Here is a 17,594-nt window from a genome sequence, read left to right as displayed (position 1 = left end):
CCTTAAAGAAAAACCCGAAATGGTGAGAGAAACATTTCGGGTTCATAATTAACATCAAATTAAAAATTAATCCACATTATCATGTAAGAATGAATTATTTTTTCTAATTTGAATGTCATCATTTTCATCTAAACCAACACTTGTTCTAGACATATTGGTTTCAGATGAGTACTTGGTCGCATTTAAATCGATACCCTGACGTTTGTAAGCTGGAACTTTTTCAATATCATCAATTTTACCATTATGAAATTTATGGTTAAAGTCTTTCATAATACGTCTACGTTCGGCAGCTCTATCTTTTAAAACTTCAGAAATTGGTGTATTCATTGGGTCAATTTCTTCGGGTCTAGATACTTCTTCAACAGGTTTACTTACTACTTTTTTCTCGAAAACCACATCTTTATCTTCAACCTCTACCTGTTCTTTTTTAGCTACGGTATTTCCTGCAGAAACATTTTCTTCTTCTTTAAAATCATCTAAAGAGTATCGAATATTTCCTTTAGTATCTTGTTTTACTTCCGGAATAATTTCTTCGTACGATTCTACCTCAATATTATTCAACTCGTCCTCATTTAATTGATGAGAAACTATTGTTTTTTCTTCAACAGGCTCTACTTCTTTTTTATCGAATAAAGGCAAATCGAAAGTAAGTGTAAATTGCTTTTCTTCTTCGTCTTCAACCACTTCACCAAGCGCACTTTCCTTCATGGTGGTTACTGGTTTAATAATGAAATCTTCATCCTCGAAGTTAGCTTGAACCTCATTGTAAACAACATCAATATTTTTAATTAAATTCGAGGTTGGAATAATGTCAAAATCTTCTTCAACTTCAATAACCGGTTCCACAAGCTGTTGCTTATTTATCATTCGTTGTTCCAGATCGCTCAAGTCATTTGATTCTTCTTCTATATTTAAAGTATGACGTACAATTGGCGGTTCCTTTTTTTCTTCTAGCTCAATTACTGGAGCAATAATTACAGGATCGGATTCTTTCGTTTCGGTTTCTGCAGTAATTCCTAAATCGTGCACCACGCGTTTGGTTTCTGTGTTAGAAATTTCGTCTTGTTGCTCTACATCAAAACCTGTTGCTATAATAGTTACAGCGATTGATTCTTCCAAACTCTCATCTTCACCAACACCCATTATAATGTTAGCGCCATGACCGGCTTCGTTTTGAATGTGATCGTTAATTTCACCTATTTCGTCAATGGTAATTTCGTGCGAACCTGAAACTATAAGCAACAATACATTTTTAGCCCCTCTAATTTTATTATCGTTTAATAGCGGAGAATCTAAGGCTTTTCGAATAGCATCTTGAGCACGATTTTGACCTGAAGCTAAAGATGATCCCATTATAGCGGTACCACTATTACTTAATACCGTTTTAGCATCGCGTAAATCGATATTTTGAGTATAGTGATGTGTAATTACTTCGGCAATACCACGAGCAGCTGTGGCTAATACTTCGTCTGCTTTAGAGAAACCAGCTTTAAAACCTAAGTTTCCGTAAACTTCACGTAGTTTATTATTATTTATTACAATTAAAGAATCTACTACATCTCGTAATTTCTCGATACCTTTTTGCGATTGCTCTATACGCATTCTTCCTTCGAACTGAAACGGCATAGTTACAATACCAACAGTTAAAATATCTAAATCTTTAGCCATTTTAGCTATAATTGGTGCTGCACCTGTACCCGTACCGCCGCCCATACCAGCTGTAATAAATACCATTTTAGTATTAGTATCGAGCATGGTTGTTATATCATCAAAACTTTCAATGGCTGCTTGCTCTCCAATTTCTGGGTTTGCACCGGCACCTAAACCTTCGGTAAGGTTTACACCTAATTGAATTTTGTTAGGAACTCCACTATTTTGAAGGGCTTGCGAATCTGTATTACAAATGTAAAAATCGACACCTTTAATACCTTGCTGGAACATGTGGTTAATAGCATTGCTACCACCACCACCAACACCAATTACCTTAATAACATTGGATTGGTTTTTTGGTAAATCGAATGAAATGCTTTCGAATTCTTTGTTACTGCTCATAAAATTCTGTTTTCGGGGTTTTGTACTTAAATATTTTTAATTCTTTGGATTATTTTTATTCGGCATTGTCTAGAAAGTCTTTTACCCTTTGGGTTAACTTATCTAGAAATGACAAGCGTTCTTTTGGTGGCGTTACTTGTTCTTCCTCTTCTTGAGTTTCTTCTGTTGTTTCTATATTCTCTTCTTCAACTATTTCACTTTGACGGAATTCGTTCTTTTTACGCTCTTGACGTTTTAAACCATCTAACACTAAACCTACTGCTGTAGCATACAACGGACTTGTTAAATCGTCTTCACTGTTGCCTGCTAAATGTTCGTTTGGATAGCCTATACGCGTATCCATTCCTGTAATATACTCTACCAATTGCTTTAAATGTTTTAGTTGGCTACCGCCACCAGTTAACACTATACCTGCAATAAGTTTTTTCTTTTGTACTTCGTGACCGTAATTTTTAATTTCGGCAAAAACCTGCTCAACGATTTCAACCATTCGCGCATTAATAATTTTAGAGAGGTTTTTTAAAGTAATTTCTTTTGGTTCTCTTCCGCTTAATCCTGGAATAGAAACAATTTCATTGTCTTTATTTTCTCCTGGCCATGCAGAACCAAATTTTATCTTTAATAATTCCGCCTGCTTTTCAATTATTGAACAGCCTTCTTTTATATCTTCTGTAATTACATTTCCACCAAAAGGAATAACAGCTGTATGCCTTATTATTCCGTCGCGAAATATGGCTAAGTCTGTTGTACCACCACCTATATCAATTAATGCTACACCAGCCTCTTTTTCTTCTTGACTTAATACAGCATTTGCAGATGCTAATGGTTCTAGAGTAATGCCTTCTAGATTTAAACCAGCACTTTGCACACATCTCCCAATATTTCTAATAGAAGATACTTGACCAACAACAACATGAAAATTAGCTTCAAGCCTGCCACCATACATACCTATTGGTTCGCGTATTTCACCTTGACCATCTACTTTATATTCTTGTGGTAATACGTGTATAATTTCTTCACCAGGTAACATTACCAATTTGTGCACTTGGTTTATTAACCTATCTATATCATCATCATCAATAACCGTATCTGATGTGGTGCGAGTAATATAATCGCTGTGTTGTAAACTGCGAATATGCTGTCCTGCAATACCAACTGTTACATCGTCTATTTTAACATTGGCAGCAGCCTCGGCCTGTTGTACGGCTTGTTGTATAGACTGTATGGTTTGGGTAATATTGTTTACCACACCACGATGTACACCTAAACTTTTAGATTTACCAATACCTAATATTTCAAGTTTGCCATATTCGTTTTTACGACCAATCATGGCCACAATTTTTGTGGTTCCGATATCTAATCCAACGGCTATATTTTGCTCCATCTCTTCCTTATGTGTTTCGCCTTTATTTAATCCAGCTGTTCGATAATTTTCCATGGCTTAAATTTTGGTACAAATTACTTGGTTTTCAAACTGCAAATTCACAACACTATATTGGTTAAGTGTTTTTTCTTTTGAGCTTTTTTTATAAAATGCTTTTAGGTTATTTACTTTTTTATCAATAAAACTAACATCTCCCAATTTTACCATAAAACTACATTGGCGTAATTTTAGGTAAAGTTTACGATTTTGGTCTTGATGAATTTCGAAAACATGAGTTTTTAAAAAATCATCGTTTATTACTTTTTGAGCGACTTTATAAACGCTTTTTAAATTATTTTTTTCTACATAACCAGTAACCAATGGAACTCTAGCCGAAAAATTACTTGACAAAGGCATATATTGACCATCTGCATCGATATAATAAGATGCTGTTGTATTCACCCTTGCAATTGGCGTTTTCTGCTCAACATCGGCATTAAGTGTACCATTAACAGACAAATACACTTCGGCATTTTTTATCATGGCGTTAGATTTAAGTGCATTTTCCAACACATTCAAATCTAAAGTTTCTTTAGCTATGTTTGAAACGCTTCCATAATTTTGTATTAACAATTTACTAACATTATCACTGGTTATAAAGAGGTTATTCTCTCCTAAAAAATTAATTTTTGGGGTTCCAACATTGCGCTTTGCATTCCTACCTGAAGCAAAGGCAAACAAAAAGGAAATTAAACCTAGTAACAAAACCATTTTTATGTGATACCACTTAATTTGCAACCTGTAACGCGTTTTTTATGTGTTCTACTTCCGCTCCTATATCTCCTGCTCCAATAGTTAAAACTATATCGGCTTGAGTTGATTTAATTTCGTTTATTAGATTTTCTTTACTAACTAGTTTTTTATTGTTATTATCTATTTTGCTTAACAACCAACTTGAGTTTACACCTTTAATAGGCAATTCTCTGGCCGGGTAAATATCTAACAAAAACAAAGCATCGAATTTCGCTAAACTAATTGCAAACTCGTCAGCAAAATCCTGAGTTCTACTAAACAAATGTGGCTGAAAAATTGCCAAAACTTTTTTATTAGGATACATTTCTCTTACCGCTTGGTGTACCGCATTTATTTCTTCAGGATGATGTGCATAATCATCTATAAAAACCAAATCATCTGTTTTTATATGATATGAAAATCTACGCTTAACCCCTTTATAAGATGCTAATGCTTTGGCGAGCTGCTGGTGAGGGCACCCATACTCTACAGACATCGCCAAGGCTATCAAAGCATTCGACAAATTATGTCTCCCAGGTAGGTTAAATTGTAAATTTTCAAGTACTGTTTCTGGTGTTTTAACATCAAAAACATAAACACCTTTTTCTATTTTTATATTTTGTACAGAATAGTCAGCATCATCTTCAATTCCGTAAGTTATTCCCTTTAAAGGCAAACCATTCTTTACAAATAATTTACCATTAGACTTTAACTGTTTAGTAAAATCTTCAAACGATTTTGTTAATTCATCTTTACTTCCATAAATATCTAAATGATCGGCATCCATGGATGTTATACAGGCTAAATTTGGTGATAGAGTTAAAAATGATCTATCGAACTCATCGGCTTCAACTACCGAAACTTCATTGCCTTTTAAAATTAAATTTGAGTTATAATTCTCTGTAATCCCACCCAAAAACGCTGTTAAAGGCACATTACATTCATGCATTAAATGCCCTAAAATACTGGTTGTTGTTGTTTTACCATGTGTTCCTGCTACGGCTAAACAAAATGTATTTTCGGTTATTAAACCTAGCACTTGAGAACGCTTTAAAACCTGAAAATCATTATCAAAAAAATAATTTAATTCTCCATGAACTTTAGGAATAGCAGGCGTGTAGACTACTAAGGTGTCTTCATTTTTAAATGATGATGCATAAGATGCATCGTCGTTATAATGAACTTTTACACCTAAAGCTTCTAAACTCTTAGTTATTTCGGTTTCAGTTTTATCGTAACCTACAACCTCTTTATTATTAGCATGAAAATAACGCGCTAAAGCACTCATGCCTATGCCGCCAATGCCAACAAAATAAACAGTATGTATGTTACTTAAATTCATTACTTTTTTAATAGGTTTTCAACCTCTTTTACAATATCGTTTGTTGCATTTACCAATGCTAATTTTTTAATATTTGTCCCTAAAGCTTTTTGCTTTTCTGAAGAAGACACCAATTGTGAAAATTTATTTTGAAAGTCGGCATCTAAATCTTCTTCTTTAATTAATAACGCTGCATCCTTCTCCACAATCGCCATAGCGTTTTTAGTTTGATGGTCTTCGGCCACATTTGGAGACGGTATAAATATCACCGGCTTACCAACAATACATAATTCGGAAACCGAACTTGCTCCCGCACGAGACACTATAATATCTGCGGCAGCGTAAGCAAAATCCATATTATTTAAAAACTCGTAAACTTGTACGTTTTTTGTATTGTTATAAATTTTATACTGCTGATAATACAACTTACCACATTGCCAGATAATCTGGACATTTTGCATATCAAGAAAGTCTAATTCCTTTTCAATTAATTGATTAATACGTCTTGACCCCAGACTTCCACCTATAACTAAAAGTGTATTTTTACCATGTTTTAAATTGAAGAAGTTTTTAGCTTCAACAGTTTTATCTTCTATATTTAAAAGCCCCTTACGAACCGGGTTTCCTGTTTTTACAATTTTATCTTTTGGAAAAAAACGCTCTAAACCATCATAAGCCACACATATTTTATTAACTTTTTTAGCTAACAATTTATTTGTGATACCGGGAAATGAATTTTGTTCTTGTATTAAAGTTGGAATACCTTTTGAAGCTGCGACATGAAGCAGCGGACCACTCGCAAAACCGCCTGTACCAATGGCAAAGTCAGGTTTAAAGGCACGTACAATTTTACGAGCTTTCCACAAACTACTAACCAATTTTATTGGGAACATGGCATTCTTCAATGTCAACTTACGCTGAATACCAGAAATCCACAAGCCTTCAATATTATATCCTGCTTGCGGCACTTTTTCCATTTCCATTCTATCCTTAGCGCCTACAAACAAAAATTCAGCATTTGGGTAACGTGATTTTAACTCGTTAGCAATGGCTACAGCAGGATAAATATGCCCCCCTGTACCACCTCCGGATAAAATAATTTTATATGTTTCTTTTTTTGTCACCAATTTGTGATTATTTAATCTTTTAAAACTTTAATCGAGCGCTTCACTTAAAACCTCTAAAGGATTATCTTCTATATTTTCTTGTTCTTTTATCTCTTCTCTTTTAGCACTAACGCTTAAAATAATACCAAGCGCTAAACACGTCATCCAAATAGAGGTACCACCACTACTTATTAATGGTAACGTTTGCCCCGTAACCGGAAACAATTCTACTGCAACTGCCATGTTTATTAAAGCCTGAAAAACAATGGGCAACCCCACACCTAGCGCTAATAACTTTCCAAAAATAGTATCAGATTTTTGTGCCACAATTACAATTCTGAACAACAACCACAAATACAAAATCATGATTGTAAAACCACCTATTAAACCATATTCCTCAATAATGATGGCAAAAATAAAATCGGATGAAGATTGTGGTAAAAAGTTTTTTTGCATACTTTTTCCAGGACCAACACCTTGTATACCGCCCGTTGCTATAGCTATTTTTGCCTTCTCAATTTGATAATCGGATTCTGTATCTTCTGGATTCGAAAAACTTTCAATACGCCCCATCCATGTATCAACACGGTTGGGCATAGCATCGGGAAATGCTTTTGCTGCTAGCACAAAAATCGTTAAAACCAACAACCCAGAACCCACAATTACAGCCAAATACTTTATTGGATAACCTCCTAAGAAAACCAACATCAATACCATTAAAAACATAATAGCTGCTGTTGAAAAATTCGCTGGCAAAATTAATATAAGTATTAAGAAAACCACTAACCAAAGCGGTAAAATAGTTTCTTTAAAAGTTACATTTTTATCTTTAATTTTAGACATGTACCTGGACACATAAACCATTAACACAACGGACGCCAGCGTTGATGTTTGAAAAGACATACCCACAAATGGTATTTGTATCCATCGGCTAGCGTTTGCCCCTTCTATAGTTGTTCCTTGAAGCATGGTAATAGCTAAAAGCACCAACACCACCGGTATCATAATTAAGGACAACCCTCTAAAATATCGATAAGGTATTTTATGCACACCAAACATTATAACAAAACCAAAAAACAAGTGCATAAAGTGTTTTACAAAAAAGGCAAACGTATTTCCGCCACTTTTATAAGCCAAATTACTCGCAGCACTATACACTGGTAAAAACGACAAAATAGCCAACAGCGCAATAATTGCCCATATTAACCTATCTCCTTTTATGTTTTTAAATAGTGCTTGCATTCTTTATTTCTTCCTTCTTAAAAAGAACTTTTGTTTTATTTTTTTCTTATTTTCATTTTTTAACCTATAAACACTTCGACTGCGCTCAGTGTGACACACTAGGTTTATAAATTTCTTACAGCGTTTTTAAATTGACGCCCTCTATCTTCGTAATTTTCAAACAAATCGAAACTTGCACATGCAGGCGATAACAATACATTATCTCCAGATTCTGCCACTTTATAAGCAATTTTTACAGCTTCGCTCATAAATTGAGTTTCAACAATAACATCAACCATATTACCAAAAGCCTCAAACAACTTTTTATTATCTACACCTAAACAAATAATAGCCTTTACTTTTTCGTTCACAAATCGAAATAACTCTTGGTAATTATTTCCTTTATCTACACCACCAACAATCCAAACGGTTGGTGCATCCATACTTTCTAAAGCAAAATATGTTGCATTTACATTGGTTGCTTTAGAGTCGTTAATGTATTTTACTTTATTAATTTTTAGCACCTCCTCTAAGCGATGCTCGACACCCTGAAAATTCTCTAAACTCTCACGAATAGTTTGTTTTCTAATTTTTAATAAATGAGCAACTGTTGAAGACGCCATAGCGTTCTTTACATTGTGCTTCCCCTCTAATGTCAAGCTTGATGTCGGCATAATTATCTGGTTTTTTTCTATTGTTATTATTATGTTATCGTCCTTTAAATACGCGCCGTTCTCTATAGTTTTAGTTAATGAAAATGGCAATAATGTTGATTGAACTGGGTTGTTTTTTAAATGATTCGTAATAACTTCATCATCGGCATCATAAATCAAATAATCATCTTTTGTTTGATTCATTGCTATTTTAAATTTTGAAGCAATGTAGTTTTCAAACTTATAATCATATCGATCTAAATGATCGGGTGTTATATTGGTTATCACAGCAATTTTCGGTTTAAAATCTTTGATATCATCTAACTGAAAACTACTTATTTCCAGCACGTAATTATCAAAATCCTCTTCTAAAATCTGTTTAGCAAAACTGTCGCCAATATTTCCAGCAAGCCCCACATTTAATTCTTGTTTTAAAATATGATGCGTTAAACTTGCCGTAGTAGTTTTACCGTTACTCCCGGTAATTCCAACAATTGTAGCATTTGTAAATTTTGATGCAAATTCAATTTCAGAAACCACAGGTATCCCCTTTTCACGAATTTGTTTTACCAAAGCCACTTTATCTGGAATTCCTGGACTTTTCATAACCACATCGGCATCTAAAATTTTAGATTCGCTATGCTGCTCATCTTCCCATTCAATCTCATTATGTATAAGAACTTCTTTATAGTTTTCTTTAATTTTTCCTTTATCTGAAACAAAAACATCGTAACCTTTTGCCTTTCCTAAAAGTGCAGTTCCAACTCCACTTTCTCCTCCTCCAAGAATTACAAGCTTTTGTTTTTTCATTCAATTTTTACTTTTTAAATACTTGAAACACTTCGACTGCGCTCAGTGTGACATTTTATCTGATTTTTAAGGTTACTATTGAAAGAATAGCTAACAAAATACCCACAATCCAAAATCGTGTTACTATTTTACTTTCGTGATATCCTAATTTTTGATAATGATGATGTAGAGGCGACATTTTGAAAATGCGACGACCTTCTCCATATTTTTTCTTTGTATATTTAAACCAACTTACCTGCATAACCACAGATAAATTTTCGGCTAAAAAGATGCCACACAACACAGGAATTAACCATTCCTTACGAACTGCAATAGCAATTACAGCAATAATACCACCTATGGTTAAACTACCCGTATCTCCCATGAATACTTGCGCAGGATAAGTATTGTACCATAAAAATCCGATTAAAGCTCCAACAAAAGCTGTGGTATAAATGGTGATTTCTTCCACCCTTGGGATGTACATTATATTTAAGTACTCTGAAAATATGATGTTACTAGAGATCCAAGCGAAAATACCTAGCACCAGAACAATTATAGCCGAAGTTCCTGCCGCTAAACCATCAATACCATCGGTTAAATTTGCACCGTTTGAAACCGCCGTAATTATAAAAATGGCGACTATTATAAAAATGATCCAAGCGTATTTTTCAAGACTCGGACTAATCCATGTAATTAAATCGGCATAATCAAACTCATTTCCTTTAAAAAATGGAATTGTAGTTTTTGTTGATTTTTCTTCTGGCTTAAATAATTTTGATGGTGCTATTTCAGGGTTTTCTGCCAACAGCACTTGTTGTTGTTCTACAGGCAGCTTTTCTTTCATAGTAACCGCAGGGCTAAAGTATAATGTAGCTCCTACAATAACACCCAGACCAACTTGCCCCATTACTTTAAACTTACCTTTTAAGCCTTCTTTATCGTTTTTAAACTTTTTAATATAATCGTCTACAAAACCAATAACTCCCATCCAGAGCGTAGTAACAATTAATAGAATGATGTAAACATTCTCAAGTTTAGCAATAAGCAATACCGGTATTAAAGTGGCAATTATAATAATGATTCCACCCATGGTTGGCGTACCTGCCTTTTCTGCTTGACCCGCTAAACCTAAATCGCGAATGGTTTCTCCCATTTGCTTTTTTTGTAAAAAACCAATGATGCGCTTACCATAGATAGTTGATATTAATAAAGACAAAATCATAGCTAAAGCCGCTCTAAAGGTTAAAAACCCAAAAAGCGTGGCTCCAGGAAACTGAAACTGTTTTTCTAAATATTCAAATAAGTAGTATAACATTCTTTATTTTTTGATTTTTCAATTACGCTTCGACTGCGCTCAGCGTGACCATTATTTTTCTAGTTTTACTAATAACTCTTTTACAATTTTAAAGTCATCGAAATCGAAACGCTCTCCGTTTATCTCTTGATAGTTCTCATGACCTTTACCCGCTATTAAAACAATATCGTTTGGCTGCGCCATTTGGCAAGCTGTTTTTATAGCCTGTTTTCTATCTGCAATCGTTAAAACCTTTTTAAAATTTTGAGGTTCTACACCATCTTCAATTTCATTTAAAATATCTTGCGCGTTTTCTGTTCTAGGATTATCATTTGTAAAAATGACTTTAGTGCTTAAGGCCGAAGCTATATGCCCCATTTTAGGTCGCTTTGTTTTATCGCGATCGCCACCACAACCTACAACCGTTATTAACTCTTCGTTTTTTGTCCGAATGCTATTTATAGTTTCTAACACATTTTTTAAAGCATCTGGTGTATGTGCATAATCTACAATAGCAGTGATTTTTGTATCTGAAATTAAATACTGAAAACGTCCGCTAACACTTTGCAAATCACTTATCAATCTTAAAACTTCAACTTTTTCAAGTCCTAACAATTCCGCTGTAGCGAAAATCGCCAACACATTATAGGCGTTGAAATTCCCAATAAGCCTTGTCCAAACTTCGCTATCGTTAACCTTCAGCAATAAACCAGTAAGTTGATTTTCTAGAATTTGGGCTTTATAATCAGCATATTCTTTTAATGCGTAAGTGTATTTTTTTGCTTTGGTATTTTGCAGCATTACCATGCCATTTTTATCATCGATATTGACTAATGCAAATGATTTTGACGATAACTCATCAAAAAACTTCTTTTTAACATCTCGGTATTCAGCGAACGTTTTATGATAATCTAAATGATCGTGAGACAGATTAGTAAATATACCACCTTCAAAATGCAATCCTTCGGTACGATACTGATGAATACCATGGGAGCTCACTTCCATAAAACAAAACTCCACACCAGCAACACTCATTTCAGTTAAATACTTATTTATAGTCAACGAGTCTGGCGTAGTGTGCGTTGCTTTATACTCAACATTATCAACCATTATTTTTACAGTAGACAACAACCCAACCTTGTAACCAGCATTTTTAAACAGCTGATATAACAAACTTGCAACCGTAGTTTTTCCGTTAGTTCCTGTTACACCAACTAACTTTAAGTTTTCAGATGGATTTTCGTAATAATTTGAAGCTATTATTGCCAAAGCTTTGTTCGAGTTATCTACCTCAACATATGTCACCCCATCAACCAAAACCTCAGGAATACGCTCACAAACAATACTTTTTGCGCCTTTTTTTATAGCCACATCGATAAACTCATGACCATCAACCGTAACACCATTTATAGCAACAAACAAATCGTTTGCAGCAATTTTTCTAGAATCGAAATTTACCGCATACACCTCTGTAAGTGTACTACCTACCACAGCATTTATAGCTACCTTATATAATATGTCTTTTAAAACCATCATGACGCTGTTAATACTACGGTTTGATTATTTTTTAACTTGGTGTTTTTATTTACCGACTGAGCTTTAACAACACCATTCCCGTTAAGCTTAACCTTAACATCTACCTGCATGTTTTCTAACAAGACCACCGCATCCATAGCTGGAATACCAACCAAATCTGGCATAATAGTTTTGTATCTCTGAGCCGTACTATAAAAACTTTCGTATTCCTTTTTTACCGAAGCCTTTTGAATATTTAAGGTTTCAATCTCGTCGACATCAGGCGTATCGATATATATTTTCTGAGCCACTTTTTTAAACACAGGCCCCGTAACATCGGCGCCATAATACCCTTTTTTTACGCTAGGCTTATGTATTACCACAATGCATGAATATTTTGGATTTTCAGCAGGAAAATACCCTGCAAACGACGAAATGTATCGGCGATTTTGTTTCCAGTCCTTCATCCAATATTCAGTTTGTGCCGTACCCGTTTTACCTGCCATTGAAAAATAATCAAGAGACAACGACCTACCCGTACCACGAACAACCACATTTTTAAGCATAGTCTGCATTGATTTTAAAGTTTTTTCGGAACAAATTTTTTCGTTTACCACTTCTTCCTCAAAACTTTCAACAACTCTATCCAACTCGCGAACCGATTGAATAAATCGTGGTTTTACCATGACACCATTATTCGCAATAGCATTATAAAATGTTAGCGTTTGCAATGGCGTTAACTTTAAATTATACCCATACGCCATAGAAGGCAATGCGTTTTTACTCCAAATTTTATCTCCTGGCTCCGGAATTACAGGAGTTCCCTCACCAATAAGCGACAAACCAATTGGCTTATTTAATCCCCAAGACTTTAGCCTATTAATAAATTTTTTCGGGTTAGAAGCATACCCGTTATCTACTATTGTAGCCAACCCAATATTAGAAGACACCTCTAAAACTCGCGCCGTAGAAATTTTACCATGACCATGCGTATCATAAATTGCGCGACCATAAAACTGTTTATAACCAGCCTTAGTATCTATAACCGTAGCAGTATCTACTACCTTATCCTCTAAAGCAGCCATTAAAGCCATAACCTTAAACGTAGAACCTGGCTCATGACTTTCACCTACCGCATAATTTAAGCGCTCAATATATTTTCCGTTTTTATTTCTTCCTAAATTTGAAATTGCGCGAATTTCCCCTGTTTTAGTTTCCATAACCACAACACAACCATGATCGGCTTCATAATACTCCAACTGCTCCAACAATGCATGATGCGCAATATCTTGAATATTAACATCGATAGTAGTGTACACATCGTAACCATCTTGCGGTTCAATTTCGTTCGCATCATGCAACGGCTTCCACTGTTTTTTTCCTATTAATTGCTTTTTACGCTTCCCATCAACACCGCGCAAGTATTTAATCCCGAAAGCACCATCAATTCCAGGACGTGTTACATTGCCGTCTTCATCAAAACGTTCGTAACCAATTGTTCTGTGGGCAATATCTCCCATTGGATGCTCCCGCATAGTAGTTTGCTCCACAATTAATCCACCTTTATACGCTCCTTTTTCCAACAACGGAAAATTACGCATACGCACATAATCGGAATAACCGATATTTTTAGCTAACAAATAGTATCTATTTTTATTAGCCCGTGCTTTTCTAAGCCGCTTTTCGAAATAACTTGAAGATCTATTTTTAAAAAAACGAGACAATGAATCACTTAAAGGCTTTACATTCTCTTCGAATGTCGAGCTTCTAGATGTTACAGCATCAATACGAATAGTATATTTTGGAACCGATGTAGCCAACAAATTCCCATTAACAGAATACACATTACCTCTATTAGCAGGAATAACAACATCTTTAACCACCTCTTTAGTAGCCATCGACCTGTATTTATCGCCTTGAAAAAACTGAATACTCACCAATTTGAACACCACAGCAACCCCAAACACAAACATACAGCCTGCCACAAAGTACAATCGGTTTAATATGTCTTTTTCATTAACTGCCATTTACCTACTCTTGAGCTTTTACTTTTATTTTTTTTGGAGGAATTACTGAAACTTCTAATCCTTTTTTATTCATAATCTCAACCACAGAAGATTCCATTTTTATTTTCATCAACCTAGAACGACCATCAACAAACTCAGACCTCAACTCCTTAACCTGTTCTTTCATTTTTGCTATTTCGTACACTTTTTTATCTGCACTATGCGAACTTGCAATCATTACAATTGCCAAAAAAGACACAAACAAAATGAAGCGCCAGTTCTTAAAAGCATCATCGCTTACTAAAAACGTTCCTTTTAATATGTTATAAATACTTTTTTTCACTTAAACCTTTTCAGCAATCCTAAGCTTTGCACTTCTTGCTCTATTATTTATTTTAATTTCTTCTTTTGTTGGCACTATTAAACCTCCAACTTTTTTAAGCGGAACTTCAAAATTCCCGAATACATCACGTTCCGGCTCACCTTCGAACATGCCGTTTCTAATAAAACGCTTTACCAATCGATCCTCTAAAGAATGATATGAGATAAAACTCAACCTGCCTCTTTCATTTAAAATCTCTGGTGTTTGCAACAAAAACTCTTTTAAAACCTCAATTTCCTGATTTACCTCGACACGAATAGCTTGATAGATTTGAGCCAACACCTTATTTTCATGTCTTGGCGGCAAAAACTTTTTAAGCACCAATTTTAATTGCTCACTTGTTACAATAGACTCTACTTCTCGATTTTCAACAATTAATCGAGCCATTGCCGGAGCCGACCTTAACTCACCATACTGCAACAACACTTGTTTTAACTGCTCCTCACTATATTCGTTAACCACATGAAATGCCGACAAGCTATCATCTTGATTCATGCGCATATCTAGCTTTGCCTCAAAGCGAGTTGAAAACCCACGCTCAGCAACATCAAATTGATGTGACGACACACCAAAATCCGCCAAAACACCATCTACTTTTTTCACCCCATAAAACCTTAAAAATCGTTTTATGAACCTAAAATTCTCATGAATTAAAGTAAATCGAGGATCGTCAACAGCATTTTCAAGTGCATCTTTATCTTGATCGAAAGCATAAAGCTTACCATCTTCACCAAGTCGTTTTAAAATTTCTTTGCTATGTCCGCCACCACCAAATGTAACATCCACATAAACGCCATCTGGTTTTATATTTAAACCATCAACGGTTTCTTTTAATAATACTGGATTATGATATTCCATGATCGTCATCGTCTTGCCCCATAACTTCTTCAGCTAAATCTGCAAAATCTAAAGCTGCATCATCTATGGCTTGTTCATATAAATCTTTATCCCAAATTTCAATAATATTAATAGCCGAAGCCACCACAATATCTTTTGAAATACTCGCAAAAACCGTTAAATCCTTCGGTATTAACAACCTCCCACTAACATCCACTTCTACAATTTTTGCACCAGCCGTAAACCTTCTAATAAAATCGTTATTCTTCTTTTTAAACTTATTAAGCTTATTCATTTTTTGCATTAAAACCTGCCACTCGCTCATTGGATACAACTCCAAACATTTTTGAAATACCGAGCGGCGCAACACAAACCCATCCTGCAACACAGCAGACAATTGCTTTTTGATAGCAGCCGGCATCATTAACCTGCCCTTTGCATCAACCTTACAATCGTATGTTCCTGTGATTAAATCCAATATGAAATTTTATAGCTATAACGTTTACATTTCAAAGATATTGAAAAAATTACCACATTTTACCACTTTATACCACTTTGTTGATAAATTTAAGTACTTTAAGCCATTTTGAGTGAATAAAAACACCAGAAACCCTTTATTTACAAAGCCTAAATAGTTAAAACAGCGACCCATTTTATAGAACAGAGTTATCAACATTTACATTTTCTGTTTTTTTTAGCGATAAAAATGATATTAATAGGAAATAAGAATGAAATACCTATATTTGTTTTTAAAGCAATGATGAACTAATTAATGACGCATAGATTAAAAAAAGAAGGCATTTACAGTTACTTTGAAGAAGGAGAAGGCACACCGATAATTGTGTTACATGGCCTAATGGGCGGGTTAAGTAATTTTACTGCTGTATCGAACTTTTTTAGTAAAAAGGACTACAGAATAATCATCCCTGAGCTCCCTATTTACACCATGTCTTTAATAAAAACAAATGTAAAAAGTTTCGCTAATTACCTTCACGATTTTATTGAATTTAAAGGTTTTAAGGAAGTTATTTTGTTAGGAAACTCCCTTGGTGGCCACATTGGTTTATACCACACAAAACTTTTTCCAAAAAGTGTAAAAGCTTTAATAATAACTGGCAGTTCTGGACTTTATGAAAGTGCCATGGGAAGCGGTTACACCAAACGAAGTGATTACGAGGTTATTAAAAAGAAAGCACAAGATGTATTTTACGATCCGGAGGTTGCTACAAAAGAAATTGTAGATGAAGTTTATGCTACGGTTAACGATCGCAACAAACTAATAAAAACACTTGCCATTGCCAAAAGCGCCATTCGCCATAATATGGCAAAAGATTTACCCCATATGCATGTGCCAACTTGTATTATCTGGGGAAAAAACGACAATGTTACTCCTCCTGAAGTTGCCGAAGAATTTAACGATTTACTTCCAGATTCTGAGTTATTTTGGATTGATAAATGCGGGCATGCAGCCATGATGGAACATCCCGATGAATTTAACAGCATTTTAGATTCTTGGTTGCAAAAACGAGGATTTTAAGGCATTTACCTTGAATTCAATTTTAATATCGATACGTAATTTTAATTTTTAAAAAATTCCGCTTTCGCTTAAAGGAAAGAATATGGTTATAAAATATGCTGAATTTGTTGTAAGCAACTCTGATGTTTCCAAATGCCCCAAGAGCAGACTACCAGAATACGCCTTTATTGGCCGAAGCAATGTTGGCAAGTCGTCATTAATAAACATGCTAACTAACCGTAAAAGTTTAGCTAAAACATCTGGAAAGCCAGGAAAGACACAACTAATTAATCATTTTTTAATTAATAAAAACTGGCATCTGGTAGATTTACCAGGTTATGGTTACGCTCGCGTTTCAAAAAGTTCAAAAAAAGTTTTTCAAAAATTTATAACTCAATATTTTAGTTTTCGAGAACAATTGGTAACCGCTTTTGTTTTAGTTGATATTAGACATAACCCGCAACCTATTGACTTAGAGTTTATGCAATGGCTAGGAGAAAACGGTATTCCTTTCTCTATAATTTTCACCAAGGCCGACAAACTTAAACCTAAAGCCATTGAAAATCATATAAATGATTACAAAAATATTATGCTCGAAACTTGGGAAGACATGCCAAATTATTTTATAACCTCATCGACAAAAAACATAGGACAAGACGAACTCCTAAATTATATTGACGGGTTAAACGAAAACATGAATCTTGATAAGGGCGAATAACCCTTATTAAAATATTGTTTAGCACT

The 17,594-nt window shown here is 34.6% G+C and carries 15 protein-coding genes; 2 read left to right on the top strand and 13 right to left on the bottom strand.

Annotated elements, in window-relative coordinates; genetic code table 11:
• Positions 1-66: 66 nt before the first annotated feature.
• The 13 genes from ftsZ to mraZ all read right to left on the bottom strand — a co-directional run bounded on the left by ftsZ (position 67) and on the right by mraZ (position 15,812).
• Positions 67-2,052 (bottom strand): cell division protein FtsZ, encoded by a 1,986-nt coding sequence (gene ftsZ, locus LG651_RS07445; protein WP_226695504.1) that lies wholly within the window; start codon positions 2,050-2,052, stop codon positions 67-69.
• A 55-nt stretch (positions 2,053-2,107) separates the two neighbouring features.
• Entirely contained in the window at positions 2,108-3,436 is a 1,329-nt protein-coding gene (gene ftsA, locus LG651_RS07440; RefSeq protein WP_226695609.1) for a cell division protein FtsA, read from the bottom strand.
• A gap of 57 nt (positions 3,437-3,493) precedes the next feature.
• Positions 3,494-4,186, bottom strand: a complete 693-nt coding sequence (locus LG651_RS07435) for a cell division protein FtsQ/DivIB (RefSeq protein WP_226695503.1) — start codon at positions 4,184-4,186, stop codon at positions 3,494-3,496.
• Positions 4,187-4,202: 16 nt separating this feature from the next.
• Positions 4,203-5,549, bottom strand: coding sequence for a UDP-N-acetylmuramate--L-alanine ligase (murC, locus tag LG651_RS07430; protein WP_226695502.1), 1,347 nt, complete (start codon positions 5,547-5,549; stop codon positions 4,203-4,205).
• Positions 5,549-6,652, bottom strand: a complete 1,104-nt coding sequence (gene murG / locus LG651_RS07425; protein ID WP_226695501.1) for an undecaprenyldiphospho-muramoylpentapeptide beta-N-acetylglucosaminyltransferase — start codon at positions 6,650-6,652, stop codon at positions 5,549-5,551. The genes murC and murG overlap by 1 nt, the downstream gene beginning before the upstream one ends.
• A gap of 30 nt (positions 6,653-6,682) precedes the next feature.
• Entirely contained in the window at positions 6,683-7,876 is a 1,194-nt protein-coding gene (locus tag LG651_RS07420) for an FtsW/RodA/SpoVE family cell cycle protein (RefSeq protein WP_226695500.1), read from the bottom strand.
• 104 nt (positions 7,877-7,980) lie between these two features.
• A complete protein-coding gene (murD, locus tag LG651_RS07415) occupies positions 7,981-9,318 on the bottom strand; it encodes a UDP-N-acetylmuramoyl-L-alanine--D-glutamate ligase (RefSeq protein WP_226695499.1) in 1,338 nt (445 codons plus the stop codon).
• A gap of 55 nt (positions 9,319-9,373) precedes the next feature.
• A complete protein-coding gene (mraY, locus tag LG651_RS07410) occupies positions 9,374-10,615 on the bottom strand; it encodes a phospho-N-acetylmuramoyl-pentapeptide-transferase (protein WP_226695498.1) in 1,242 nt (413 codons plus the stop codon).
• Between the two features lie 51 nt (positions 10,616-10,666).
• The gene (locus LG651_RS07405) at positions 10,667-12,130 is read right to left on the bottom strand and encodes a UDP-N-acetylmuramoyl-L-alanyl-D-glutamate--2,6-diaminopimelate ligase (RefSeq protein ID WP_226695497.1); all 1,464 of its coding nucleotides are present in this window, start codon (positions 12,128-12,130) and stop codon (positions 10,667-10,669) included.
• Positions 12,127-14,136: a penicillin-binding protein gene (locus LG651_RS07400; RefSeq protein WP_226695496.1), complete on the bottom strand. Its 2,010-nt coding sequence runs from the start codon at positions 14,134-14,136 to the stop codon at positions 12,127-12,129. The genes LG651_RS07405 and LG651_RS07400 overlap by 4 nt, the downstream gene beginning before the upstream one ends.
• Before the next feature lie 4 nt (positions 14,137-14,140).
• Positions 14,141-14,458: an FtsL-like putative cell division protein gene (locus LG651_RS07395; protein WP_226695495.1), complete on the bottom strand. Its 318-nt coding sequence runs from the start codon at positions 14,456-14,458 to the stop codon at positions 14,141-14,143.
• On the bottom strand, positions 14,459-15,355 hold the full coding sequence (gene rsmH / locus LG651_RS07390) for a 16S rRNA (cytosine(1402)-N(4))-methyltransferase RsmH (RefSeq protein ID WP_226695494.1): 897 nt from the start codon (positions 15,353-15,355) through the stop codon (positions 14,459-14,461). It abuts the gene before it with no gap.
• A complete protein-coding gene (mraZ, locus tag LG651_RS07385) occupies positions 15,342-15,812 on the bottom strand; it encodes a division/cell wall cluster transcriptional repressor MraZ (RefSeq protein ID WP_226695493.1) in 471 nt (156 codons plus the stop codon). The genes rsmH and mraZ overlap by 14 nt, the downstream gene beginning before the upstream one ends.
• Positions 15,813-16,106: 294 nt before the next feature.
• Between mraZ and LG651_RS07380 the strand changes: the two genes are divergently transcribed.
• Positions 16,107-16,871 (top strand): alpha/beta fold hydrolase, encoded by a 765-nt coding sequence (locus LG651_RS07380; protein WP_226695492.1) that lies wholly within the window; start codon positions 16,107-16,109, stop codon positions 16,869-16,871.
• 82 nt (positions 16,872-16,953) lie between these two features.
• The gene (gene yihA / locus LG651_RS07375) at positions 16,954-17,568 is read left to right on the top strand and encodes a ribosome biogenesis GTP-binding protein YihA/YsxC (RefSeq protein WP_226695491.1); all 615 of its coding nucleotides are present in this window, start codon (positions 16,954-16,956) and stop codon (positions 17,566-17,568) included.
• Positions 17,569-17,594: the final 26 nt, after the last annotated feature.

It is taken from the genome of Neotamlana sargassicola (assembly GCF_020523965.1).
GTDB classification, from domain to species: Bacteria; Bacteroidota; Bacteroidia; order Flavobacteriales; family Flavobacteriaceae; genus Neotamlana; species Neotamlana sargassicola.
The sequence above is the reverse complement of the archived record's forward strand: the minus strand, read 5'-3'. Positions and strand labels throughout refer to the sequence as shown.

Bases quoted from the DNA above. Each gene is read 5' to 3' on its own strand.
- murC (WP_226695502.1), bottom strand. From the start codon at position 5,549: ATGAATTTAAGTAACATACATACTGTTTATTTTGTTGGCATTGGCGGC.
- LG651_RS07405 (WP_226695497.1), bottom strand. From the start codon at position 12,130: ATGATGGTTTTAAAAGACATATTATATAAGGTAGCTATAAATGCTGTG.
- LG651_RS07400 (WP_226695496.1), bottom strand. From the start codon at position 14,136: ATGGCAGTTAATGAAAAAGACATATTAAACCGATTGTACTTTGTGGCA.
- LG651_RS07435 (WP_226695503.1), bottom strand. From the start codon at position 4,186: ATGGTTTTGTTACTAGGTTTAATTTCCTTTTTGTTTGCCTTTGCTTCA.
- murD (WP_226695499.1), bottom strand. From the start codon at position 9,318: ATGAAAAAACAAAAGCTTGTAATTCTTGGAGGAGGAGAAAGTGGAGTT.
- LG651_RS07380 (WP_226695492.1), top strand. From the start codon at position 16,107: ATGACGCATAGATTAAAAAAAGAAGGCATTTACAGTTACTTTGAAGAA.
- LG651_RS07420 (WP_226695500.1), bottom strand. From the start codon at position 7,876: ATGCAAGCACTATTTAAAAACATAAAAGGAGATAGGTTAATATGGGCA.
- mraY (WP_226695498.1), bottom strand. From the start codon at position 10,615: ATGTTATACTACTTATTTGAATATTTAGAAAAACAGTTTCAGTTTCCT.
- rsmH (WP_226695494.1), bottom strand. From the start codon at position 15,355: ATGGAATATCATAATCCAGTATTATTAAAAGAAACCGTTGATGGTTTA.
- yihA (WP_226695491.1), top strand. From the start codon at position 16,954: ATGGTTATAAAATATGCTGAATTTGTTGTAAGCAACTCTGATGTTTCC.
- ftsA (WP_226695609.1), bottom strand. From the start codon at position 3,436: ATGGAGCAAAATATAGCCGTTGGATTAGATATCGGAACCACAAAAATT.
- ftsZ (WP_226695504.1), bottom strand. From the start codon at position 2,052: ATGAGCAGTAACAAAGAATTCGAAAGCATTTCATTCGATTTACCAAAA.